Origin of the sequence: Burkholderia sp. BCC1996 (assembly GCF_905339955.1) — a bacterium.
GTDB lineage: Bacteria > Pseudomonadota > Gammaproteobacteria > Burkholderiales > Burkholderiaceae > Burkholderia.
Window position 1 is genome coordinate 279,791 of the sequence record NZ_CAJPHM010000008.1, and the last position, 23,116, is coordinate 302,906.

The following is a 23,116-nucleotide window of genomic DNA, read 5'->3' on the forward strand; positions in this document are numbered from 1 at the left end:
GTGCCGATCAAAAACGTCGCCGGCCGGTCGCATCGCTGCGTTCGACGGACGAAAAAAAGCCCGTCCGGAACCGGACGGGCTCGTGCTTGCCGCGCACCAGTGCGCAGGCGCGCCGCGCTTACTTCACTTTCGCGTTGATCACGGCTTCCGACACGTTCGCCGGCGTTTCCGCGTAGTGCTTGAACTCCATCGTGTACGTCGCACGGCCTTGCGTCGCCGAGCGCAGCGACGTCGAATAGCCGAACATCTCCGCGAGCGGCACCTCGGCGCGCACCAGCTTGCCGCCGCCGCCCGCGATGTCTTCCATCCCCTGCACGATGCCGCGCCGGCTCGACAGGTCGCCCATCACGTTGCCCATGAAGTCCTCGGGCGTCTCGACCTCGACGGCCATCATCGGCTCGAGCAGCACCGGCTTGGCCTTGCGCATCGCTTCCTTGAACGCCATCGAGCCGGCCATCCGGAACGCGTTTTCGTTCGAGTCGACGTCGTGGTACGAGCCGAACGTCAGGTGCACCTTCACATCGACCACCGGGTAGCCCGCGAGCACGCCGCTCTTCAGCGTCTCGGTGATGCCCTTGTCGACGGCCGGGATGAATTCGCGCGGAATCACGCCGCCCTTGATCTCGTCGAGGAACTCGTAGCCCTTGCCGGGGTTCGGCTCCAGCGTGATCACCGCGTGCCCGTACTGGCCGCGCCCGCCCGACTGCTTGACGAACTTGCCCTCGACATCGGATGCCGTCGTGCGCACCGTTTCGCGATACGCGACCTGCGGCTTGCCGACCGTCGCCTCGACGCCGAACTCGCGCTTCATCCGGTCGACCAGGATTTCGAGGTGCAGCTCGCCCATCCCCGAAATGATCGTCTGGCCGGATTCCTCGTCGGTCTGCACGCGGAACGACGGATCTTCCTGCGCGAGACGGTTCAGCGCGAGGCCCATCTTCTCCTGGTCGGCCTTCGTCTTCGGCTCGACGGCCTGCGAGATCACCGGCTCCGGGAATTCCATCTTCTCGAGGATGATCGGCTTGGCCGGATCGCACAGCGTGTCGCCCGTCGTCGCTTCCTTCAGGCCCACTGCCGCTGCGATGTCGCCCGCGCGCACTTCCTTGATTTCCTTGCGCTCGTTCGCGTGCATCTGCAGGATCCGGCCGAGCCGCTCCTTCTTGTCCTTCGTCGCGTTCAGCACCGTGTCGCCCGATTCGACGACGCCCGAATACACGCGGAAGAAGATCAGCTGGCCGACGAACGGATCGGTCATGATCTTGAACGCGAGCGACGAGAACGGCTCGTCGTCGCTCGGGTGACGTTCGGCCGGCTTCTCCGGATCGTGGAAGTCGTGACCGAGAATCGCCGGCACGTCGACCGGCGACGGCAGGTAGTCGATCACCGCGTCGAGCATCGCCTGCACGCCCTTGTTCTTGAACGCGCTGCCGCACAGCATCGGCACGATCTCGTTGGCGATCGTGCGCTGGCGCAGCGCGGCCTTGATCTCGTCCTCGGTCAGCGATTCATGGTCGTGCAGGTACTTCTCGAGCAGTTCCTCGCTGGCTTCCGCGGCGGCCTCGACCATCTTCTCGCGCCATTCGTGCGCGAGCTCGACGAGATTCGCGGGGATGTCTTCGTACGTGAACTTCACGCCCTGGCTTTCGTCGTCCCAGACGATCGCCTTCATCTTCACGAGATCGACGACGCCCTGGAAATGATCTTCCGCGCCGATCGGAATCTGGATCGGCACGGCGACGCCCTTCAGGCGCTCGCCGATCTGGCGCTGCACGCGGAAGAAGTCCGCGCCGATGCGGTCCATCTTGTTGACGAACGCGATGCGCGGCACCTTGTACTTGTTCGCCTGGCGCCATACGGTTTCGGACTGCGGCTGCACGCCGCCGACCGAGTCGTAGACCATGCACGCGCCGTCGAGCACGCGCATCGAGCGCTCGACCTCGATCGTGAAGTCGACGTGCCCGGGCGTGTCGATGATGTTGATCCGGTGTTCGGGGTAGTTGCCGGCCATGCCTTTCCAGAAGGCCGTGGTCGCAGCCGACGTGATCGTGATGCCGCGTTCCTGCTCCTGCTCCATCCAGTCCATCGTGGCCGCGCCGTCGTGCACTTCACCGATCTTGTGGCTCACGCCGGTGTAAAACAGGATGCGCTCGGTCGTCGTGGTCTTGCCGGCATCGATGTGAGCGCTGATCCCGATATTGCGATAGCGCTCGATGGGGGTTTTGCGGGGCACGTGAACCTCCTGGTGGTTCGGATCGTAAGCGGGACGGCGGCGCCGGCCCGGGCTGAAACAAGCGAGATTTAAAGCATAGCGCTTGTCCGTGGCTTTTGCAGATGCGGGCAAGGTGCGCCGTATCAAGGCGGCCGCGGCCGCCGGCCGGCGAAAAAAAAGCCGGCGCCCAACAAGCAGGGCGGCCGGCTGCGGTCGATGCGCGGCGGTGCCGCGGCGATGGCGATTACTGGGCCTTGGGCAGCCCGTCGAGCTTCATGCCCGGCTTGATGCCTTTCGCCGCGAACCAGCCCTTGCTCATTTCGAGCGCATAGACACCGTTGTTGCGCGGGCAGTGGTTGTCGGTCGTCTCGGCCTTCATCTCGTCGATGTCGGTGATCGTGCCGTCCGCGCGGACGAACGCGATCGACAGCGGGATCAGCGTGTTCTTCATCCAGAAGCAGTGCACGGCGTTCTCGTTGAACACGAACAGCATGCCTTCGTTCGGCGCGAGCTGCGACCGGTACATCAGCCCCTGTTCGCGATCGGCGTCGTTCGCGGCGACGGCCGCGTCGATCACGTACATGCCGGCGCGCAGCTTCACGCGCGGGAACTCGCCCGGCTGCTTGGCGCCGGGCGGCATCTGGGCGTGGGCGGTCTGCATGCCGAGTGCGAGGACGGCGAGCGCGGCGGGAAACACGGCGGCGCGCGCAAGGCGGCCGAGCGACGGGCGCAGGGAGAATCGCACAGCAGGGCTCCTATCGGGAAAACGAGAACCGCATGGTACGCGAAGCGCGCCGGCGGGCACAAAAAAGAAAAAGGCAGATCGCCTCGCGGTGATCTGCCTTTCAACGCCGTAAGAACGGCAAGACTGCGTGTTCTTGACTGCGTTATTACAAACAGCTTGCTTAGTTCGAAGCAGCTGCCGGTGCTTCGGCTTCGCTAGCTGCCTTCTTAGCTGCGTGGTGCTTCTTCTTTGCGTGGTGCTTCTTGGCAGCGTGCTTTGCCGGTGCCGAAGCAGCTGCCGGAGCAGCAGCCGAAGCAGCTTCCGGAGCCGAAGCTTGTGCGAATGCTGCCGTTGCGAAGAGGCCAGCGACCAGAGCGGCGATCAGTTTGTTCATGTTGTGTTCCTCAGCTTTAGTTAATTAACCAAATGACCCGGCAATAGGAGTCATGTCGTCTAACGGTGCCATCCACCTTTCGGTTGACAGACGCTTCGAGAAATTTCTCTTTGCGCTGCGGGCGCCGAATCGTATTCGAAGAAAACGTCGCTTTCGTGACGCAAACACGGAAATACCGGTTCGGCTGCCAATGCCGGATAGCTAAGGTTGGCATCTGCGTGGTTTAACGCACGATCTTCGCCGGCGGTTGACGAAAAAGATGACGAAAAATTCGCCCGTCGCGAATTCGTCATTCGGCGCGCGCGAAACCGTCCCACGGGGCGCGCGGCGGCAGTGCGATTGTTTCGCCCGGTGCAATGCCGAGCGCGAATATGTCGAGCGCACCGATGCCGACACGCACGAGACGCAATGTCGGGAAGCCGATCGCGGCCGTCATCCGGCGCACCTGCCGGTTCTTGCCTTCGGTGATCGCGAGTTCGATCCACGTGGTCGGGATCGCGGCGCGATAGCGGATCGGCGGGTTGCGCGGCCACAGCGCCTCGGGCGGTTCGATGAATTCGGCGCGGCACGGGCGCGTCACGTAGTCGCCGAGATCGACGCCGCGCGCGAGTGCCTTCAGGTCGGCCGGTCCCGGCGCGCCGTCGACCTGCGCCCAGTAGCGCTTGACGAGCTTGTGGCGCGGCTCGGCGATGCGCGCCTGCAGCGCGCCGTCGTCGGTGAGCAGCAGCAGACCCTCGCTGTCCGCGTCGAGCCGGCCGGCCGGGTAGACGCCGGGCGTGGTTACCCAGTCGCCGAGCGACGGCCGCGTCTCGTGCGCGGAAAACTGGCAAATCGTGCCGAACGGCTTGTTGAGGGCGATCAGGGTCATGGCGGGGCGCCCGCCCGGCGTGCCGCGGGGCGGCGGGACGGGCGGTCTATGGCAAATGGCGGAATCTTAATGCATAATACGGAACGGCAAGTCCTCTGTCTTATATAAGACATAAGGGAAGACTTGATACGCAGCGTCGCGCTTCGTGCCGCCGGCCCCGGTTGGGGCGCTAGAATAGCGGCTCGCTGTTGCCGTCACGAAGGTGGCAAGGCCACCTCGCCGCGCGCGCAGTTTCGACCAGCATCACCTGCTCAGCCACGTCACTGGAGTCGATCATGCCGTATCAGCACATCAAGGTTCCGGAGGGCGGTGACAAGATCACCGTCAACAAGGACTTCTCGCTCAACGTTTCCGATCAGCCGATCATTCCCTACATCGAAGGCGACGGTACGGGCTTCGATATCACGCCGGTCATGATCAAGGTCGTCGACGCGGCGGTCGCGCATGCCTACAAGGGCAAGCGCAAGATTCACTGGATGGAGATCTTCGCGGGCGAGAAGGCGACCAAGGTGTACGGTCCGGACGTGTGGCTGCCGGACGAAACGCTGCAGGTGCTGAAGGAATACGTGGTGTCGATCAAGGGGCCGCTCACGACGCCGGTCGGCGGCGGCATCCGTTCGCTGAACGTCGCGCTGCGCCAGGAACTCGACCTCTACGTCTGCCTGCGCCCGGTCCAGTATTTCAAGGGTGTGCCGTCGCCGGTGCGCGAGCCGCAAAAGATCGACATGGTGATCTTCCGCGAGAACTCGGAAGACATCTACGCGGGCATCGAATGGGCCGCGGGCTCCGAGCAGGCGAAGAAGGTCATCAAGTTCCTGCAGGAAGAGATGGGCGTGAAGAAGATCCGCTTCCCGGAAACCTCGGGGATCGGCGTCAAGCCCGTGTCGACCGAAGGCACCGAGCGTCTCGTGCGCAAGGCGATCCAGTACGCGATCGACAACGATCGCAAGTCGGTCACGCTGGTGCACAAGGGCAACATCATGAAGTTCACGGAAGGCCTGTTCCGTGACGCCGGCTATGCGCTCGCGCAGAAGGAGTTCGGCGGCGAGCTGATCGACGGCGGCCCGTGGATGCGCGTGAAGAACCCGAAGACGGGCAACGAGATCGTCATCAAGGATTCGATCGCCGACGCGTTCCTGCAGCAGATCCTGCTGCGTCCGGCCGAATACGACGTGATCGCGACGCTGAACCTGAACGGCGACTACATCTCCGACGCACTGGCCGCGCAGGTCGGCGGCATCGGGATCGCGCCGGGCGCGAACCTGTCGGATTCGGTCGCGATGTTCGAGGCGACCCACGGCACGGCGCCGAAGTACGCGGGCAAGGATTACGTGAACCCCGGTTCCGAGATCCTGTCGGCGGAAATGATGCTGCGCCACCTCGGCTGGACGGAAGCGGCCGACACGATCATCGCCGCGATGGAGAAGTCGATCCTGCAGAAGCGCGTCACGTACGACTTCGCGCGTCTGATGGAAGGCGCGACGCAGGTGTCGTGCTCCGGCTTCGGCGAAGTGCTGATCGAGAACATGTAAGTCCCTTCCGGGGCAGGCCGGCGGACCGCCGGCCGCCCCGGCGCCTACTGCCGGCGCCGGGGCGTTTCATGAACGGCAGGTTTGTTGGCAGGGCGGTCCGGCATGCGGGCCGCGGCGCCGCGATGCGGCCCGGGTGCCCTGCAAGGTAGAACATGACGGCCCTCGCAACACCACCGCCCGGCTAGCCGGCACACCCCTTTCGCGATCGACCCGGTCGCTCCCCGCCGGTTACCGCCGGCGCTCCTCAGTCCCAAATTTTCACGTAGCAACGCATCGACCATGTCCACTTCGCCCAAGATCATCTACACCCTCACCGACGAAGCGCCCGCGCTCGCGACCTATTCGCTGCTGCCGATCGTCAAGGCCTTCACGCGCTCGTCGGGCGTCGCCGTCGAAACGCGCGACATCTCGCTCGCCGGCCGCATCATCGCGGCATTCGCCGACGTCCTGCCGCCGGAGCAGAAGGGTTCCGACGATCTGGCCGAACTGGGCCAGCTCACGCTGAAGCCGGAAGCGAACATCATCAAGCTGCCGAACATCAGCGCATCGGTGCCGCAGCTCAAGGCCGCGATCGCCGAACTGCAGGCGCAGGGCTACAAGCTGCCGGCCTACCCGGAAGAGCCGTCGAGCGACGAAGAGAAGGCCGTCAAGGCCCGCTACGACAAGATCAAGGGCAGCGCGGTGAACCCGGTGCTGCGCGAAGGCAACTCCGACCGTCGCGCGCCGCTGTCGGTCAAGAACTACGCACGCAAGCACCCGCACAAGATGGGCGCATGGAAGGCCACGTCGAAGGCGCACGTCGCGCACATGACCGAAGGCGACTTCTACGGCAGCGAGAAGTCGGCGCTGATCGCCGATGCCGGCAGCGTGAAGATCGAACTCACGACGGCCGACGGCGTGAAGAAGGTGCTGAAGGAAAAGACGGCCGTGAAGGCCGGTGAAGTCATCGACGCCTCGGTGATGAGCCGCAAGGCGCTGCGCAGCTTCATCGAAGCGCAGATCGCCGACGCGAAGGCGCAGGACGTGCTGTTCTCGGTGCACCTGAAGGCGACCATGATGAAGGTCTCGGACCCGATCCTGTTCGGTCACTTCGTGTCGGTGTTCTACCGCGACGCGCTCGCGAAGCACGCGGACGTGCTGGCGCAGGCCGGTTTCAACCCGAACAACGGGATCGGCGACCTGTACGCGCGCCTGAAGGACCTGCCGGCCGACACGCGCGAAGCGATCGAAGCCGACGTCAAGGCCGAGTACGCGGTGCGTCCGCGCCTCGCGATGGTCAACTCGGACAAGGGCATCACGAACCTGCACGTGCCGAGCGACGTGATCGTCGACGCATCGATGCCGGCGATGATCCGCGAGTCGGGCTGCATGTGGGGCCCGGACGGTGAACTGTACGACGCGAAGGCCGTGATTCCGGACCGCTGCTACGCGGGCGTCTACCAGGCCGTGATCGAGGACTGCAAGCAGCATGGCGCATTCGACCCGGTCACGATGGGCAGCGTGCCGAACGTCGGCCTGATGGCGCAGGCGGCCGAGGAATACGGTTCGCACGACAAGACGTTCCTGATCCCGGCCGACGGCGTCGTGCGCGTCACCGACGAAGCCGGCAACGTGCTGCTCGAGCACGCGGTCGAGTCGGGCGACGTCTGGCGCATGTGCCAGACCAAGGACGCACCGGTGCAGGACTGGGTCAAGCTCGCGGTCAACCGCGCCCGCGCGACCGGCGCGCCGGCCGTGTTCTGGCTCGATCCGGCACGTGCGCACGACGCGCAGATCATCGCGAAGGTCGAACGCTACCTGAAGGATCACGATACGAACGGCCTCGACATCCGCATCATGACGCCGGTGGACGCGACGCGTTTCTCGCTCGAGCGCATCCGCGCGGGCAAGGACACGATCTCGGTCACGGGTAACGTGCTGCGCGACTACCTGACTGACCTGTTCCCGATCATGGAACTCGGCACCAGCGCGAAGATGCTGTCGATCGTGCCGCTGATGGCCGGCGGCGGGATGTTCGAGACGGGCGCGGGCGGCTCGGCACCGAAGCACGTGCAGCAGTTCGTCGAGGAAGGCTTCCTGCGCTGGGATTCGCTCGGCGAATTCCTCGCGCTGGCCGCGTCGCTCGAACACCTCGGCAACGCTTATCAGAACCCGAAGGCGCTCGTGCTCGCGAAGACGCTCGACCAGGCGACCGGCAAGTTCCTGGACGAGAACAAGTCGCCGGCGCGCAAGGTCGGCGGCCTCGACAACCGCGGCAGCCACTTCTACCTGTGCCTGTACTGGGCGCAGGCGCTGGCCGAGCAGACCGAGGACGCCGCGCTGAAGGCGCAGTTCGAAGGCGTCGCGAAGTCGCTGTCCGACAGCGAAGCGCGCATCCTGGAAGAACTGTCGGCCGCGCAGGGCAAGGCACAGGCGATCGGCGGCTACTACCGTCCGAGCGTCGAGCTGACGAGCCAGGCGATGCGCCCGAGTGCAACGCTGAACGGCATCGTCGACGCAGTCGCCTGACGCCGGCCGCGCTACCGCGCGCGCCCTGGCAACGGCGGCAGCCGACATGGCGGGCCTGGCGGCTCGCCGTCCCGCCGACAATGAAAACGCCCCGGTCGCCCGGGGCGTTTTTCGTTGCAGGCGTGCCATTCAGACGTGAACGATTTCCCATTCGGCGATTTCGTGCGGCACTTCGAGCGTGGCCGTATCCAGTTCGGACGGCTGTTCGCAGTCGCCGCGGGAGATGTGGTCGGCTGCCACTTCCGGGCACGAGAACGCGCCGAGCGAGGCGTTGCCGAACGTCGCTTCCCAGCCGCCGTTTGCCGGCAGGATGTAGAACGACCCGAGCGCTGAACCAAAGCGAAATCCCTTCATTTCCGTTCTCCCTTTCTGATCACAAGCGATTCTGGTGTGCCGCCCGCCGGCGCGTCCGGCTGTGGCCCGACTGGCTGCTTGCGCCGGGTTCCGTATCGAACGTCGTGGCGAAGCGTCAGTGCATGGAACAAAGTCTACGTCCGCGAGCGCGCTCGATGGTGCGCGTAGAACGCTTTCTCGAAACAAAAATTCTCCTTTTAAAACAATGTGATATTTCGTGTGTTTTGTATTGCGGAATGATTTTTGGCATCGCGAAACAGCGAATTTGTGCCGTGCACCACGAATTTTTATAAAGCAGAGACTTGTTCCACATCGTGAAAAATCGAGGGGTTCAGGCAAAGAGGGCGCGCGACGCGTCGACGACGCGATGCGCAGCGGTAGCAAATGCCTTCGATCGGGCGTGACCAAACCGGGGGGATGCAAGGCGTCGATCGGCCCGGCCGGCGCGAGGGCAGCGGGGCCCGCGGCCGTCATTCGATGAGCGAAAACGCGGCCCGCGCGGCGCGCGAATCGTCGGGCCGGCCGCGTCGTGCGGCGTATCGACGCTCGCGCGGTGTCGCGGCGTTTCGACCGAGTGCTGCGGTTATGATGACGCGGGCATCGGATTGCGCGTCGCACGGGCGCTTCCCCGTGCCGGCACGCGCGCAGGTCGAGACGGCCGCGCGATGCAGCACGAATAACGAGGAACGATTGATGATACGGAGAACCTTCCTGTCGCACGCCATCGGTGTCGCGGCCGCTTCGCTGTTTGCGCGCGCCGCATGGGCGCAGCATGCCGGTCACGCGGGCATGGCCGGCATGGATCAGATGGACGACATGCCGGGCATGTCGGGAATGGCGGACCACGCGCAGCACGCGAAGCCGGCGCCGGCCGCGCTCGCCGCGGCCGATGCGCTGCCGGCCGGCACGCCGCTCGCGTCGCTGCGCATCCTGGCAAACGAAAGCCGCGAACCCGGCACGTTCCGCGCGACGCTGGTCGCGCAGCCGGTCGCGCGTCCGATGCTGCACGGTGCGCGTCCGACGACGTTCTGGCAGTTCGGCACGGACACGCAAGGGCCCGTTGTCGGCCCGCTGATCGACGTGCGCGAGGGCGACACGGTCGAGATCCGCTTCGTGAACAAACTGCCGCAACCGTCGACGATCCACTGGCACGGGCTACCGGTGCCGCCCGACCAGGACGGCAATCCGTCCGATCCGGTTGCGCCGGGCGCGTCGCATGTGTACCGCTTCACGCTGCCGAAGGGCAGCGCCGGCACCTACTGGTATCACCCCCATCCGCACATGATGACGGCTGAACAGGTATTCCGCGGGCTTGCGGGGCCCTTCATCGTGCGCGCCGTCGACGACCCGCTCGCCGGCTGGCCCGAGCGCAACCTGTTCGTATCCGACCTGAAGCTCGCGCGCGACGGCACGATCCCGCCGAACGACATGATGGACTGGATGAACGGCCGCGAAGGCCAGTTCGTGCTGGTCAATGGGGCGCGCCGGCCGCGGATCGACGTCGCGAGCGACGAGCGCTGGCGCGTGTGGAACGCATGCAGCGCACGCTACTTGCGCGTCGCATTCGACGACGGTCGCGCGTTCGAGCAGGTCGGCACCGACGGCGGGTTGTTCGACGCGCCGCGCCGCGTGACGTCGCTGCTGCTCGCGCCGGGCGAGCGTGCGGAACTGCTGGTGCGCGCCGGCGACCGCGCGTCACGCGCGGTGCTGCAGGCGGCCGAGTACGACCGCCGCAAGATGGCAATGTCGCACGACGGCGGCCACGGCAGCCTGCCGCCGGATCCGGCGCTGACGCTCGCCGATGTCGCGTTCGCGCCTGCAGCGGCGCGCGCGCTGCCCGCGACGCTGCGCAGGGTGCCCGCGCTCGGCGAGCCGGTCGCGCAGAAGACGATCGAGTTCGGCGAAAAGATGGACATGGACGCGATGATGAAAGGGCCGGCACGCGGCCGCCCGGCGGGCATGCGCTTCATGATCAACGGTGCGACCTACGCGCCGCATCGCGCGACGCTGACCAGCCGCCGCGGCGACGTCGAGCGCTGGACCCTGCGCAACGCCACCGACATGGATCACCCGTTCCACTTGCATGGCACGCAATTCCAGGTGATCGAGCGCGCGTCGGACGGCACGCGCACGAGCGAACCGTTCCGCGCATGGCGCGATACCGTCAACGTGCGCAGCGGCGAGACCGTGACGCTACTCGTCACGCAAGACATGCCCGGCGAGCGCATGTTTCATTGCCACATTCTCGAACACGAGGATCTCGGCATGATGGGCACGCTGAAGGTCGTGTAACGGATATCGAATATGTTTCACGCACATGACGGCATTCGATCTGCGCGTGCGACAAGACAATACGTGTTCGATTATCGGGATTGAACGAAAAGGCCGGCCAATCGAATTAACGAGTGGCCGGCCTGAAAAAAAAGAAACCCGGCGCAATGCCGGGTTTCTTCGTCTGATATCCGGTGCCTTACGCGGCCTGGATGTTCGACGCTTGCTTGCCCTTCGGCCCTTGAACGACCTCGAAGCTCACCTTCTGGCCTTCCTTCAGGGTCTTGAAGCCCTGCATGTTGATGGCCGAGAAGTGCGCAAACAGATCTTCACCGCCCTCGTCGGGAGTGATGAAACCGAAGCCCTTCGCGTCGTTGAACCACTTAACGATACCAGTTGCCATTTCCTACTTCCCCTGTCACACAGTCGCTGCTACTTACCACGAGCACGCTCGAAAAGCTAAACGACCGGAAAATACAGCCGTTCCCCCCTCACAAGCTCACCTTCGGCCTCTTTCATTTCGCCAACCGGCGAGTTGAAAAAAGTGCCAGCTTGATTGTTGGCGCTCTTTATTTGAGTGTCAAGGGGAATTTTTAGACGTTTAGAGGGACGTTGTAAAGAACCCATTTTCAGGGTTTTTCCGGCTTTGCTTTGCAGCATCCCGTCGAGCGCGCGGACTTGAAAAGACGCATAATCGGCTCATATACCAGGCTCGAGTGACACGCGATCGAGTCGTCCCGGCTTGTGGGATACTGGACGCGGATGCGACGTCCGGTGCAGTTTCCCCCTGACGGTTCGTGTTCCGCGCCACGCGTGAAAGCCGGCACCGCAGCCGGCTTTCGTATGGTGCGAAGACGATCGCGGGTCGTCGGGAACCAGGGAGGGCACCGGCCGGTCGGTCGGGTAACGGCAGGATTGCGGGCCTGTCCGAGTTGTTTAGAATGGGTGTATGGCGATTATCCCGGACAAGCAGGACAGCACCGTCCTGGAACGCAAGCAGCAGAAGCTCAAGCCGCCTTCGATGTACAAGGTGGTGCTGCTGAACGACGACTTCACGCCGATGGAGTTCGTCGTGATGGTCGTACAGGAGTATTTCAAGAAGGATCGCGAGACGGCCACGCAGATCATGCTGAAGGTCCATCGCGAAGGGCGAGGGGTTTGTGGGGTCTATACGCGGGACATCGCGTCGACCAAGGTTGAGCAAGTCGTTACCCATGCGCGGCAGGCCGGGCATCCGCTGCAGTGCGTGATGGAGGAAGCATGATTGCCCAGGAATTGGAAGTCAGCCTGCACATGGCGTTCATGGAAGCACGCCAGGCGCGCCATGAGTTCATTACGGTCGAGCATCTGCTGCTGGCCCTGCTGGATAATCCGACGGCAGCCGAGGTGTTGCGCGCGTGTGCGGCCAACATCGAGGACTTGCGTCAGAACCTGCGCAATTTCATCCACGACAACACACCTACCGTCCCGGGCACCGACGATGTCGATACCCAGCCGACGCTCGGTTTCCAGCGCGTGATCCAGCGCGCGATCATGCACGTCCAGTCGACGTCGAACGGCAAGAAGGAAGTGACCGGCGCGAACGTGCTGGTCGCGATCTTCGGCGAGAAGGATTCGCACGCGGTCTACTACCTGCAGCAGCAGGGCGTCACGCGCCTGGACGTCGTGAACTTCATTTCGCACGGCATCGCGAAGACGAACGGCGGCGAAGCCGCGAAGTCGTCCGACGCGAACGCGGAAAGCGAAGACGCGAACGCGCAGAAGGAAACCCCGCTCGCGCAGTTCACGCAGAACCTGAACCAGATGGCGAAGGACGGCCGCATCGATCCGCTGATCGGCCGCGAGCCCGAGGTCGAGCGCGTCGTGCAGGTGCTGTGCCGCCGCCGCAAGAACAATCCGCTGCTCGTCGGCGAGGCCGGCGTCGGCAAGACCGCGATCGCGGAAGGGCTCGCCTATCGCATCACGCGCGGCGAAGTGCCGGACATCCTCGCGAACGCGCAGGTGTATTCGCTCGACATGGGCGCGCTGCTGGCGGGCACCAAGTATCGCGGCGACTTCGAGCAGCGTCTGAAGACGGTGCTGAAGGAACTGAAGGAACGGCCGCACGCGATCCTGTTCATCGACGAAATCCACACGCTGATCGGCGCGGGCGCCGCATCGGGCGGCACGCTCGACGCGTCGAACCTGCTGAAGCCGGCGCTGTCGTCGGGCACGCTCAAGTGCATCGGCGCGACCACGTTCACCGAGTATCGCGGCATCTTCGAGAAGGACGCGGCGCTGTCGCGGCGCTTCCAGAAGGTCGACGTGACGGAGCCGACCGTCGAGCAGACGGTCGCGATCCTGCGCGGGCTGAAGTCGCGCTTCGAGGAGCATCACGGCGTCAAGTATTCGTCGGGCGCGCTGTCGGCCGCGGCCGAACTGTCGGCGCGCTTCATCACCGACCGTCACCTGCCGGACAAGGCGATCGACGTGATCGACGAAGCGGGTGCCGCGCAGCGCATCCTGCCGAAGTCGAAGCAGAAGAAGACGATCGGCAAGAGCGAGATCGAGGAAATCATCTCGAAGATCGCGCGCGTGCCGGCGCAGAGCGTGTCGCAGGACGATCGCAGCAAGCTGCAGACGCTCGACCGCGACCTGAAGAGCGTCGTGTTCGGCCAGGATCCGGCGATCGACGCGCTTGCCGCGTCGATCAAGATGGCGCGTGCGGGCCTCGGCAAGATGGACAAGCCGATCGGCGCGTTCCTGTTCTCCGGCCCGACCGGCGTCGGCAAGACCGAAGTGGCGCGCCAGCTCGCGTTCACGCTCGGCATCGAGCTGATCCGCTTCGACATGTCGGAATACATGGAGCGTCACGCGGTGAGCCGGCTGATCGGCGCGCCGCCGGGCTACGTCGGGTTCGACCAGGGCGGCTTGCTGACCGAAGCCGTCACGAAGAAGCCGCACTGCGTGCTGCTGCTCGACGAGATCGAGAAGGCGCATCCGGACATCTTCAACGTGCTGCTGCAGGTGATGGACCACGGCACGCTGACGGACAACAACGGCCGCAAGGCGGATTTCCGCAACGTCATCATCATCATGACGACGAACGCGGGCGCCGAGTCGATGCAGAAGGCGACGATCGGCTTCACGACGCGCCGCGAAACGGGCGACGAGATGACCGACATCAAGCGCCTGTTCACGCCGGAGTTCCGCAACCGTCTGGACGCGATCATCAGCTTCCGCTCGCTCGATGAGGAAATCATCATGCGCGTGGTCGACAAGTTCCTGATCCAGCTCGAGGAGCAGCTGCACGAGAAGAAGGTCGACGCGCTCTTCACCGACGCGTTGCGCAAGCATCTCGCGAAGCACGGCTTCGACCCGCTGATGGGCGCGCGGCCGATGCAGCGGCTGATCCAGGACACGATCCGTCGCGCGCTGGCCGACGAACTGCTGTTCGGCAAGCTCGTCAATGGCGGCCATGTGACGGTCGACGTGGACGAAAACGACAAGGTGCAGTTGTCGTTCGACAAGCTGGCGAATCCGCCGCACAAGCCGAACGAAGAGGCGGTCGAAGTCGAATAAGCGATAATTCGTGGTTCATGCGAACGGCGCGGGAAGTTCTCCGCGCCGTTTCGTTTTATCTGGCGCCGGTGGCGCGATGGCGGTGCAGGGGAGTGGTAACGCAGTGACACAACAACAACGATCGTTCGACAACATCGTCGCGCGCGAACAAGGCTTGCGCCATGCGCTGACGTCCGGGCAGATGGCGATGATCGCGATCGGCGGCGCGATCGGCACGGGGCTGTTCCTCGGCAGCGGGTTCGCGATCGGGCTCGCCGGCCCCAGCGTGCTGGTTTCGTACGCGATCGGCGCGCTGATCGCGCTGCTGCTGATGGGCGCGCTCGCGGAAATGACGGTCGCGCATCCGACGGCCGGCTCGTTCGGCGCGTATGCCGAGCACTACGTCGGCCCGCTCGCGGGCTTTCTCGTGCGCTATGCGTACTGGTTCGCGGTGGTGTTCGCGATCGGCACCGAGATCAGCGCGATCGCCGTCTTCATGAAGTACTGGTTTCCGGCCGTGCCCGGCTGGTATTGGGTGATCGGCTTCTCCGCGCTGCTGATCGCGGTGAACCTGGCGAGCGTCACGCTGTACGGCTCGGTCGAATACGCATTCTCGCTGCTGAAGATCGCGGCGATCGTCGTGTTCATCGTGCTCGGCGCGTATCTCGTGTGGTCGGCGCCGGCGGCTTCCGGCATCGGCTTCGCGAACTACACCGCGCACGACGGCTTCATGCCGAAAGGGCCGTGGGGCACCTGGGTCGCGGTGATCGTCGCGATCTTCAGCTACATGAGCATCGAGGCGGTCGCGATCGCGGCCGGCGAGGCGCGCGATCCGCAGCACGCGGTCACGCGCGCGTTCCGCTCGACGGTGTTCCGGCTCGTGCTGTTCTACCTGCTGACGCTGTCGCTGATGCTCGCGATCGTGCCGTGGACCCAGGCCGGCACCGACGAAAGCCCGTTCGTGAAGGTGATGGCCGCGACGCACGTGCCGTACGCGGCCGGCGTGATCAACTTCGTGCTGCTGATCGCGGCGCTGTCGGCGATGAACAGCCAGCTCTACGTGACGACGCGGATGATGTTCAGCCTGTCGCGCGCGCGGCTCGCGCCGGCGGTGTTCGGCCGGCTCGGCGGCAACGGCGTGCCGCGCGCGGCGCTGTGGATCTCGACCAGCGGCGTCGCGGTCGCGGCCGTGCTGGTCGCGCTGTCGCCCGACACCGCGTTTACAGTGATGATGGCGATCGCGATGTTCGGCGCGCTGTTCACGTGGATGATGATCTTCGTCACGCACCTGCGCTTTCGCGCGCGGTACAGCGGGCCGGCGCTCGCGTTCCGGATGTGGGGGCACCCGTTCGGCAGCCTGCTCGGTGCCGGGCTCGTCGGCGCGATCCTGCTGACGACGGCGTTTACGCGCGAATTCCGGATGACGATGGTGGTCGGCGTCGTGTTCGTCGTGCTGCTGACGCTCGCGTACGCGCTGCACTATCGGCACCAGCACGCGCGCTGACGCGTGCGTTCCCGCCGCGGGCTGCAGCCCGCGCGGCATCGCAACGCCCGCCGCGCTAAGGTTCCGTTAAGCCGGCGGCGATTACATTCGAACCTGTCCGCGATCCGGGCCGGCGCACGCCAGCCCGGCGCCATCTGTAAAAGGGGTTCGAATGAACAAACTTCCCAAAGTCACGCTCGCGTTCTGGATCATGAAGATCTGCGCGACGACGCTCGGCGAAACCGGCGGCGACCTGCTGTCGATGACGCTGAACGTCGGCTATGCGGTGAGCTCGATCCTGCTGTTCGGTTTCTTTCTCGTCACGCTCGGCGCGCAGCTCAGGACGACGCAATATCGCCCGGCGATCTACTGGGCCGTGATCGTCGCGACGAGCACGGCGGGCACGACGATGTCCGACTTCATGGACCGCACGCTCGGCCTCGGCTACGCGGCCGGCTCGTCGATTCTCGTCGCGATCCTGCTGGCGATCTTCACGGTGTGGCGCCTGAGCGGCGAATCGCTGTCGGTCGACCTGATCCGCACGCGCAAGGTCGAACTGCTGTACTGGATCGCGATCCTGTTCTCGAACACGCTCGGCACCGCGCTCGGCGATTTCCTCGCGGACAGCTCGGGCCTCGGCTTCGGCGGCGGCGCGCTGCTGATCGGCGGGCTGCTCGCGGCGATCGTGCTCGCGCACTACTTCACGCGCATTTCCGGCGTGCTGCTGTTCTGGGCGGCGTTCGTGCTCACGCGTCCGTTCGGGGCGACGGTCGGCGACCTGCTGACGAAACCGGTCGCCAAGGGTGGACTCGCGCTCGGCACGGTCGGCTCGTCGGCGGTGCTGCTCGGCGTGCTGGTCGCGCTGGTGATCTACGCGAGCATCGCGCAGGCGCGGCGCCGCGAACTCGTACCCGCGCGGATCGCGCAGACGGCCGAGCGGTGAACGCAGTCGCACTGAGTCGGAAAAAGAAAAGGGGCCGCGAGGCCCCTTTTTGCGTTGCGCCGTTCAGTGACGGCCGGTGCTGCCGAAGCCGCCTTCGCCGCGATCGCTTTGCGCGAAGTCGTCGACGATGTTGAACTGCGCCTGCACGACCGGCACGATCACGAGCTGCGCGAGCCGCTCGAAGGGGTTCAGCACGAACTCCGTCTGGCCGCGATTCCACGTCGACACCATCAGCTGGCCCTGGTAGTCGGAGTCGATCAGGCCGACCAGGTTGCCGAGCACGATCCCGTGCTTGTGGCCAAGGCCCGAGCGCGGCAGGATCAGCGCTGCGTAGCCGGGGTCTTCGAGATGGATCGCGAGGCCCGTCGGCACCAGCGTCGTTTCGCCCGGCTGCAGCGTGACGGGCGCGTCGAGACACGCGCGCAGGTCGAGGCCCGCGCTGCCGGTGGTCGCGTAGGCGGGCAGGTAGTCGCGCATGCGCGCGTCGAGAATCTTCAGGTCGAGTTTCATGCGGTCGTCGAATCGGTCGGGAAGGGCGCGGCGGCGCGGGCCGCCGCGCGGGTAATCAGATCAGGCGGTTGTCCGGCAGGCGCTTCGCGATTTCCGCGACGAGCACGTGCGCGAGTTCGTCCTTCGGCGCGCGCGGCAGGCGCGTGAGGCCGGCTGCCTCGAACAGCACGACTTCGTTGTCGTCGCGGCCGAACGTCAGCGGGCCGAGGTTGCCGACCAGGAGCGGTACGTTCTTGCGCTTGCGCTTCTCGTCGCCGTGCACGTCGAGGTCGCCGCTTTCGGCCGCGAACCCGACGCAATACGGCGGATCGGGCAGCGCGGCGACCGACGCGAGGATGTCGGGATTCTCGACGAACGCGAGCGCCGGCATCTTGCGGTCGGCCGTCTTCTTCATCTTGTGCTCGGCCGGCTGATCGACGCGCCAGTCGGCGACCGCGGCCACCGCGATGAAGATGTCGGCGTCGGCTACCGCCTGCATCACCGCGTCGTACATCTGCTGCGCGGTCTGCACGTCCTGGCGGTACACGCCCCACGGCGTGTCGAGCGCGACCGGCCCCGCGACGAGATGCACGTCGGCGCCGGCCTGCTGCGCGGCGCGCGCGAGCGCGAAGCCCATCTTGCCGCTCGAGCGGTTCGTGAGCCCGCGCACCGGATCGAGCGGCTCGAACGTCGGGCCGGCCGTGATCAGCACGCGGCGGTGCGCGAGCACCTTCGGCGCGAAGTGCGCGACGATCGCCTCATAGATCGCCTCGGGCTCGAGCATGCGGCCGTCGCCGACTTCGCCGCACGCCTGCGCGCCCGAATCGGGGCCGAGCACCGACACGCCGTCGGCGCGCAATTGCGCGGCATTGCGTTGCGTGGCCGGGTTCTGCCACATCTGGCGGTTCATCGCGGGCACGACGAGCAGCGGACAGTCGCGCGCGACGCACAGCGTCGACAGCAGGTCGTCCGCGAACCCGTGCGCGAGCTTCGCGAGGAAATCCGTCGACGCGGGCGCGATCACGATCGCGTCGGCTTCGCGCGACAGGTCGATGTGCGCCATGTTGTTGCCGATGCGCGCGTCCCACTGGCTCATGTAGACGGGCCGGCCAGACAGCGCCTGCATCGTGACGGGCGTGATGAACTGCGCGGCGGCTTCGGTCATCGCGACCTGTACGGTCGCGCCTGCCTTCGTCAGCAGCCGGGTGAGCTCGGCGATCTTGTAGCAGGCGATGCCGCCCGTCAGGCCGAGAACGAGGTGTTTTCCTGCGAGTTCTGCGTGTGCCAACTCAGGCCTCCAAGGGTCAAACGGAACGGCCGGCGCGAAGCCGGCCGTCGCCACCGAGTATGCGCGCTCAGCGCGAGCCGCGCACGCGACGCAGTTCGTCGTAGATCAGCAGCACCGCGCCGATCGTGATCGCGGAATCGGCGAGGTTGAACGCCGGGAAGTGCCAGTCGCCGAGGTGGAAATCGAGAAAGTCGATCACGTGGCCGTAGATCAGCCGGTCGATCACGTTGCCGAGCGCGCCGCCAAGGATCAGCGCGAGCGACACGCTGAACAGCCGCTGGTGGCCGTGGCGCTTCAGCAGGAAGCAGATCACGAGCGTCGCGCCGACGCCGAGCGCGGTGAACGCCCAGCGCTGCCAGCCGCTCGCGGTCGACAGGAAGCCGAACGCGGCGCCGCGGTTGTACACCAGCACGAGGTTGAAGAACGACGTCAGCGCATGCTGCGCGCCGTACGCGAACGTTTTCAGGATCGCGATCTTCGACAGCTGGTCGAACAGGATCACGATCAGCGAAATGCCGAGCCAGGGCGCGAGCGCGCCGCTGGCCGGTTTCGACAGGGTTTTCGCCATATTTACGCAGCGCTCCGGATTTCGCCGTTTTCAAACAGGTTCGAGAAGCAGCGGCCGCACAGCGTCGGATGATCGGCGTGCGCGCCGACGTCCTCGCGGTAGTGCCAGCAGCGTTCGCACTTCTGGTACTTCGACGCGGCCACGTCGACGCTTTCCTGCGCTTCGTCGTCGACCTTCACGACCGTTGCCGCCGACGTGATCAGCACGAACTTCAGGTCGTCGCCGAGGCTCGTCAGCGCGTCGTAGCGCGCGCCGCTCGCATGCACGGCCACTTCGGCCTGCAGCGACGAGCCGATGCGGTTCGCGGTGCGGGCTTCCTCGAGCGCCTTCGTCACGTTGCCGCGCACGTCGCGCAGCAGCGCCCACTTCTCGATCAGCGCGGCTGCACCGGCGACTTCCGGATACGCGTAGTAGGTTTCCGTGAACACGGTGTCGCTGGCCGGCTGGAACACCTTCCACGCTTCTTCCGCGGTGAACGACAGGAACGGCGCGAGCACGCGCAGCAGCCCGTGCGTGAGGTGGTACAGCGCGGTCTGCGCGGAGCGGCGTGCGCGCGAATCGGCCGCGCTCGTGTACAGGCGGTCCTTCAGCACGTCGAGGTAGAAGCCGCCGAGGTCTTCCGAGCAGTACGTCTGCAGCTTCGCGACGACTGGGTGGAATTCGTACTTCTCGTAGTGGCCGAGCAGTTCCGTCTGCAGTTGCGCGGAGAACGCGACCGCGTAGCGGTCGATCTCGAGCCATTCGTCGACCGGCACCGCATGCTGCGCGAAGTCGAAGTCCGACAGGTTCGCGAGCAGGAAGCGCAGCGTGTTGCGGATGCGGCGATAGCCTTCGGTCACGCGCTTCAGGATTTCCTCGGAGATCGCGAGTTCGCCCGAGTAGTCGGTCGACGCGATCCACAGGCGGATGATTTCGGCGCCGAGACGGTTCGCGACTTCATGCGGGTCGATGCCGTTGCCGAGCGACTTGCTCATCTTGCGGCCTTCGCCGTCGACCGTGAAGCCGTGCGTGAGCAGGCCCTTGTACGGCGCGCGGCCGTCGATCATCGATGCGGTCAAGAGCGACGAATGGAACCAGCCGCGGTGCTGGTCCGAGCCTTCGAGGTACAGGTCGGCCGGGAACTGCAGCTGATCCTTGTGCGAGCCGCGCAGCACGTGCCAGTGCGTCGTGCCCGAGTCGAACCACACGTCGAGCGTGTCGCGGTTCTTTTCGTACAGGTTCGCGTCGTCGCCGATCAGCTCGCGCGGATCGAGCGTCTGCCACGCCTCGATGCCCGACTGCTCGACGCGCTTCGCGACTTCCTCGAGCAGTTCGAGCGTGCGCGGATGCAGCTCGCCGGTTTCCTTGTGCACGAAGAACGCCATCGGCACGCCCCATTGGCGCTGGCGCGACAGCGTCCAGTCGGGACGGTTCGCGATCATGCTGAACAGGCGCTGTTTGCCCCACGACGGGTAGAACGCGGTGGCGTCGATGCCTTCGAGCGCGGTTTCGCGCAGCGTCTTGCCGCCGTCGCGCGGCGTCACGTCCATGCCGGCGAACCACTGCGACGTCGCACGGTAAATGATCGCCGTCTTGTGACGCCAGCAGTGCATGTAGCTGTGCTTGTAGTGCTCGCTGCGCAGCAGCGAGCCGGCCTCGCGCAGCGCGTCGACGACCTTCGGGTTCGCGTCCCAGATCGACAGGCCGCCGAACAGCGGCAGCGATTCGATGTAGCGGCCGTCGCCCATCACCGGGTTGATGATGTCCGAGTCGGTCATCCCGTGCGCCTTGCACGACTGGAAGTCCTCGATGCCGTAGGCGGGCGACGAGTGCACGACGCCGGTACCGGTGTCGGTCGTCACGTAGTCGCCGAGGTAGACGGGCGCGGTGCGCTTGTAGCCGGGGTGGGCCGATGCGAGCGGGTGGTGGAAGCGCAGGTTCGCGAGCTTCACGCCCGGCGCGGTCGCGACGACGCGGCCGGTCAGCTTGAAGTCGGTCATGCAGGCTTCGACACGTTCTTCCGCGATGACCAGCAGCCCGCGCTCGGTGTCGACCAGCGCGTAGACGATTTCCGGATGGAGGTTCAGCGCCTGGTTCGCGGGGATCGTCCACGGCGTGGTGGTCCAGATCACGATGCCGCCCTCGGCGCGCGGCAGCGCCGGCAGGCCGAACGCCTGCGCGGTCTTTTCCGGTTCCGCGAACGCGAACATCACGTCGATCGTCGGGTCGGTGCGATCCTTGTACTCGACTTCCGCCTCGGCGAGTGCCGAGCCGCAGTCGAAGCACCAGTTCACCGGCTTCAGCCCGCGATACACGTAGCCCTTCTCGATGATCTTGCCGAGCGCGCGGATCTCTTCCGCCTCGTTGACGAAGTTCATCGTCTTGTACGGGTTCGCCCAGTCGCCGAGCACGCCGAGACGCTTGAAGCCGACCTTCTGCTTCTCGATCTGCTCGGTCGCGTACGCGCGCGCCTTGCTCATCACTTCGGCCGCCGGCAGCGACTTGCCGAACTGCTTCTCGATCTGGATCTCGATCGGCATGCCGTGGCAATCCCAGCCCGGCACGTACGGCGCGTCGAAGCCGGCCATGTTGCGCGACTTGACGACGATGTCCTTCAGGATCTTGTTGACCGCGTGACCGAGGTGGATGTCGCCGTTCGCATACGGGGGGCCGTCGTGCAGGATGAACTTCGGCCGGCCCTGGCTGGCCGCGCGGATCTTCTCGTAGATGCCGCGCTCTTCCCATTCCTTGACCCATTGCGGCTCGCGCTTGGGCAGGTCGCCGCGCATCGGGAACGGCGTGTCGAGCAGGTTGACCGGATACTTGGCCTGCGGTTTCGAATCGGCTTTCTTGTTGCTCATGATGGGATCGCTATCTAAATCGGGGGACGCTCGTGCGTCGTGAATCGGGGATGCGCGCGGGTCGGCGGCGCGAGGATGCGGCGCGGGGCGCCGCCGGCCGGATCAGCTAATTCGGTCGGTCGCCGAGGTCGAGAAGCCGGTCGTGCGGCTGCCCGGCGCGCGGTCGCGCTCGACGAAGTACGCACGTGCATTCGCGACGTCCAGCGCGATCGCGCGCGACAGCGCCTCGAGATCGTCGAACTTCGCCTCGTCGCGCAGCTTCTTCAGGAATTCGACGCGGATGAGTTTGCCGTACGCGTCGCCGTGCCAGTCGAGCAGGTGGACTTCGAGCAGCACGCGGCCGGAATCGTCGACGGTCGGGCGCAGCCCGAGGCTTGCGACGCCCGGCAGCGGGGCGGGGCCCAGGCCGTGCACCTGCACGACGAAGATGCCCGCGAGCGCCGGCCGCTTGTGCGCGATCGGCAGGTTCAGGGTCGGGAAGCCGAGGTCGCGGCCGAGCTTCAGCCCGTGCGCGACGTGGCCGCTGATCGCGTAGCCGTGGCCGAGCGCCTGCGCGGCCGCGTCGAGATCGCCCGCCGCGAGCGCGGCGCGCACGCCCGAGCTGGAGATGCGCGTGCCGTCGCTGCCGGCGACCGTGCCCATCTGCTCGACCTCGAAGCCGTACTGCTCGCCGGCCGCCTTCAGCGTGTCGAAGGTGCCCGCGCGCTTCGCGCCGTAGCAGAAATCGTCGCCGACCATCATCCAGCGCGTGTGCAGCCCGTTCACCAGCGTGCGCTCGACGAACGCCTGCGGCGACTGGCTTGCGAACGTATGGTTGAAGTGCTCGACGACGACGCGGTCGACCCCGTGCTCGCGCAGCGCTTCCAGCTTGTCGCGCAGCATCGCGATGCGCGGCGGCGCGCCGGCCGGGTTGAAGAATTCCCGCGGGTGCGGCTCGAAGGTCATCACGCACACGGGCAGGCCGCGCGCGTCCGCTGCCGCGCGCACGCGCGCGAGCAGGGCCTGGTGGCCGCGATGGACACCGTCGAAGTTGCCGATCGTCAGCGCGCACGGCGCGCGGCTCTCGGCGTTGGGCAGGCCGCGGAAGACTTTCACGATAGCGGAT

General features: G+C 65.8%; 19 protein-coding genes. 7 read left to right on the forward strand and 12 right to left on the reverse strand.

Annotation, left to right across the window (positions count from 1 at the left end):
* Positions 1-118: 118 nt before the first annotated feature.
* From fusA to U4Z64_RS14785, 4 genes are all read right to left on the reverse strand, one after another.
* Complete coding sequence (fusA, locus tag U4Z64_RS14770; protein WP_044845578.1) at positions 119-2,230, reverse strand: elongation factor G; 2,112 nt, start codon at positions 2,228-2,230, stop codon at positions 119-121.
* Between the two features lie 223 nt (positions 2,231-2,453).
* Complete coding sequence (locus tag U4Z64_RS14775; RefSeq protein WP_044845579.1) at positions 2,454-2,954, reverse strand: DUF192 domain-containing protein; 501 nt, start codon at positions 2,952-2,954, stop codon at positions 2,454-2,456.
* Between the two features lie 160 nt (positions 2,955-3,114).
* Positions 3,115-3,327 (reverse strand): hypothetical protein, encoded by a 213-nt coding sequence (locus U4Z64_RS14780; RefSeq protein ID WP_072465376.1) that lies wholly within the window; start codon positions 3,325-3,327, stop codon positions 3,115-3,117.
* Between the two features lie 289 nt (positions 3,328-3,616).
* Positions 3,617-4,195, reverse strand: a complete 579-nt coding sequence (locus U4Z64_RS14785; protein ID WP_321820332.1) for a pseudouridine synthase — start codon at positions 4,193-4,195, stop codon at positions 3,617-3,619.
* A 275-nt stretch (positions 4,196-4,470) separates the two neighbouring features.
* On the opposite strand from U4Z64_RS14785, the gene icd reads away from it, so the two are divergent.
* Both icd and U4Z64_RS14795 read left to right on the forward strand, forming a co-directional pair.
* On the forward strand, positions 4,471-5,727 hold the full coding sequence (gene icd, locus U4Z64_RS14790) for an NADP-dependent isocitrate dehydrogenase (RefSeq protein ID WP_044845581.1): 1,257 nt from the start codon (positions 4,471-4,473) through the stop codon (positions 5,725-5,727).
* Positions 5,728-6,006: 279 nt separating this feature from the next.
* The gene (locus U4Z64_RS14795; RefSeq protein WP_044845582.1) at positions 6,007-8,235 is read left to right on the forward strand and encodes an NADP-dependent isocitrate dehydrogenase; all 2,229 of its coding nucleotides are present in this window, start codon (positions 6,007-6,009) and stop codon (positions 8,233-8,235) included.
* 129 nt (positions 8,236-8,364) lie between these two features.
* Here the strand turns inward: U4Z64_RS14795 and U4Z64_RS14800 are convergent, their stop codons facing one another.
* Positions 8,365-8,589, reverse strand: a complete 225-nt coding sequence (locus U4Z64_RS14800; RefSeq protein ID WP_044845583.1) for a hypothetical protein — start codon at positions 8,587-8,589, stop codon at positions 8,365-8,367.
* Between the two features lie 693 nt (positions 8,590-9,282).
* Between U4Z64_RS14800 and U4Z64_RS14805 the strand changes: the two genes are divergently transcribed.
* Positions 9,283-10,881, forward strand: a complete 1,599-nt coding sequence (locus U4Z64_RS14805; RefSeq protein WP_321820333.1) for a multicopper oxidase family protein — start codon at positions 9,283-9,285, stop codon at positions 10,879-10,881.
* A gap of 178 nt (positions 10,882-11,059) precedes the next feature.
* On the opposite strand, the gene U4Z64_RS14810 is transcribed toward U4Z64_RS14805, so the two are convergent.
* Together U4Z64_RS14810 and U4Z64_RS14815 are read right to left on the reverse strand one after the other, a co-directional pair.
* Positions 11,060-11,263 (reverse strand): cold-shock protein, encoded by a 204-nt coding sequence (locus U4Z64_RS14810; RefSeq protein ID WP_004196460.1) that lies wholly within the window; start codon positions 11,261-11,263, stop codon positions 11,060-11,062.
* Positions 11,264-11,319: 56 nt separating this feature from the next.
* Positions 11,320-11,520 (reverse strand): hypothetical protein, encoded by a 201-nt coding sequence (locus U4Z64_RS14815; protein WP_185641051.1) that lies wholly within the window; start codon positions 11,518-11,520, stop codon positions 11,320-11,322.
* A gap of 289 nt (positions 11,521-11,809) precedes the next feature.
* Here U4Z64_RS14815 and clpS point away from each other — a divergent pair, with 289 nt between their 5' ends.
* The 4 genes from clpS (at position 11,810) to U4Z64_RS14835 (ending at position 16,826) form a co-directional block, all read left to right on the forward strand.
* On the forward strand, positions 11,810-12,124 hold the full coding sequence (gene clpS / locus U4Z64_RS14820; protein ID WP_006398529.1) for an ATP-dependent Clp protease adapter ClpS: 315 nt from the start codon (positions 11,810-11,812) through the stop codon (positions 12,122-12,124).
* Positions 12,121-14,421: an ATP-dependent Clp protease ATP-binding subunit ClpA gene (clpA, locus tag U4Z64_RS14825; RefSeq protein WP_044845584.1), complete on the forward strand. Its 2,301-nt coding sequence runs from the start codon at positions 12,121-12,123 to the stop codon at positions 14,419-14,421. The genes clpS and clpA overlap by 4 nt, the downstream gene beginning before the upstream one ends.
* 103 nt (positions 14,422-14,524) lie before the next feature.
* Positions 14,525-15,904, forward strand: coding sequence for an amino acid permease (locus U4Z64_RS14830; RefSeq protein WP_321820334.1), 1,380 nt, complete (start codon positions 14,525-14,527; stop codon positions 15,902-15,904).
* A 151-nt stretch (positions 15,905-16,055) separates the two neighbouring features.
* The gene (locus tag U4Z64_RS14835) at positions 16,056-16,826 is read left to right on the forward strand and encodes a hypothetical protein (protein ID WP_321820335.1); all 771 of its coding nucleotides are present in this window, start codon (positions 16,056-16,058) and stop codon (positions 16,824-16,826) included.
* Between the two features lie 63 nt (positions 16,827-16,889).
* Here the strand turns inward: U4Z64_RS14835 and dut are convergent, their stop codons facing one another.
* From dut to U4Z64_RS14860, 5 genes are all read right to left on the reverse strand, one after another.
* The gene (dut, locus tag U4Z64_RS14840; RefSeq protein WP_124486989.1) at positions 16,890-17,336 is read right to left on the reverse strand and encodes a dUTP diphosphatase; all 447 of its coding nucleotides are present in this window, start codon (positions 17,334-17,336) and stop codon (positions 16,890-16,892) included.
* Between the two features lie 55 nt (positions 17,337-17,391).
* Entirely contained in the window at positions 17,392-18,603 is a 1,212-nt protein-coding gene (coaBC, locus tag U4Z64_RS14845; RefSeq protein WP_321820336.1) for a bifunctional phosphopantothenoylcysteine decarboxylase/phosphopantothenate--cysteine ligase CoaBC, read from the reverse strand.
* A gap of 67 nt (positions 18,604-18,670) precedes the next feature.
* The gene (gene lspA, locus U4Z64_RS14850; protein WP_044845589.1) at positions 18,671-19,171 is read right to left on the reverse strand and encodes a signal peptidase II; all 501 of its coding nucleotides are present in this window, start codon (positions 19,169-19,171) and stop codon (positions 18,671-18,673) included.
* A gap of 2 nt (positions 19,172-19,173) precedes the next feature.
* The gene (gene ileS, locus U4Z64_RS14855; RefSeq protein WP_321820337.1) at positions 19,174-22,011 is read right to left on the reverse strand and encodes an isoleucine--tRNA ligase; all 2,838 of its coding nucleotides are present in this window, start codon (positions 22,009-22,011) and stop codon (positions 19,174-19,176) included.
* 102 nt (positions 22,012-22,113) lie between these two features.
* Positions 22,114-23,106 (reverse strand): bifunctional riboflavin kinase/FAD synthetase, encoded by a 993-nt coding sequence (locus tag U4Z64_RS14860; protein WP_044845591.1) that lies wholly within the window; start codon positions 23,104-23,106, stop codon positions 22,114-22,116.
* Between the last annotated feature and the right edge of the window lie 10 nt (positions 23,107-23,116).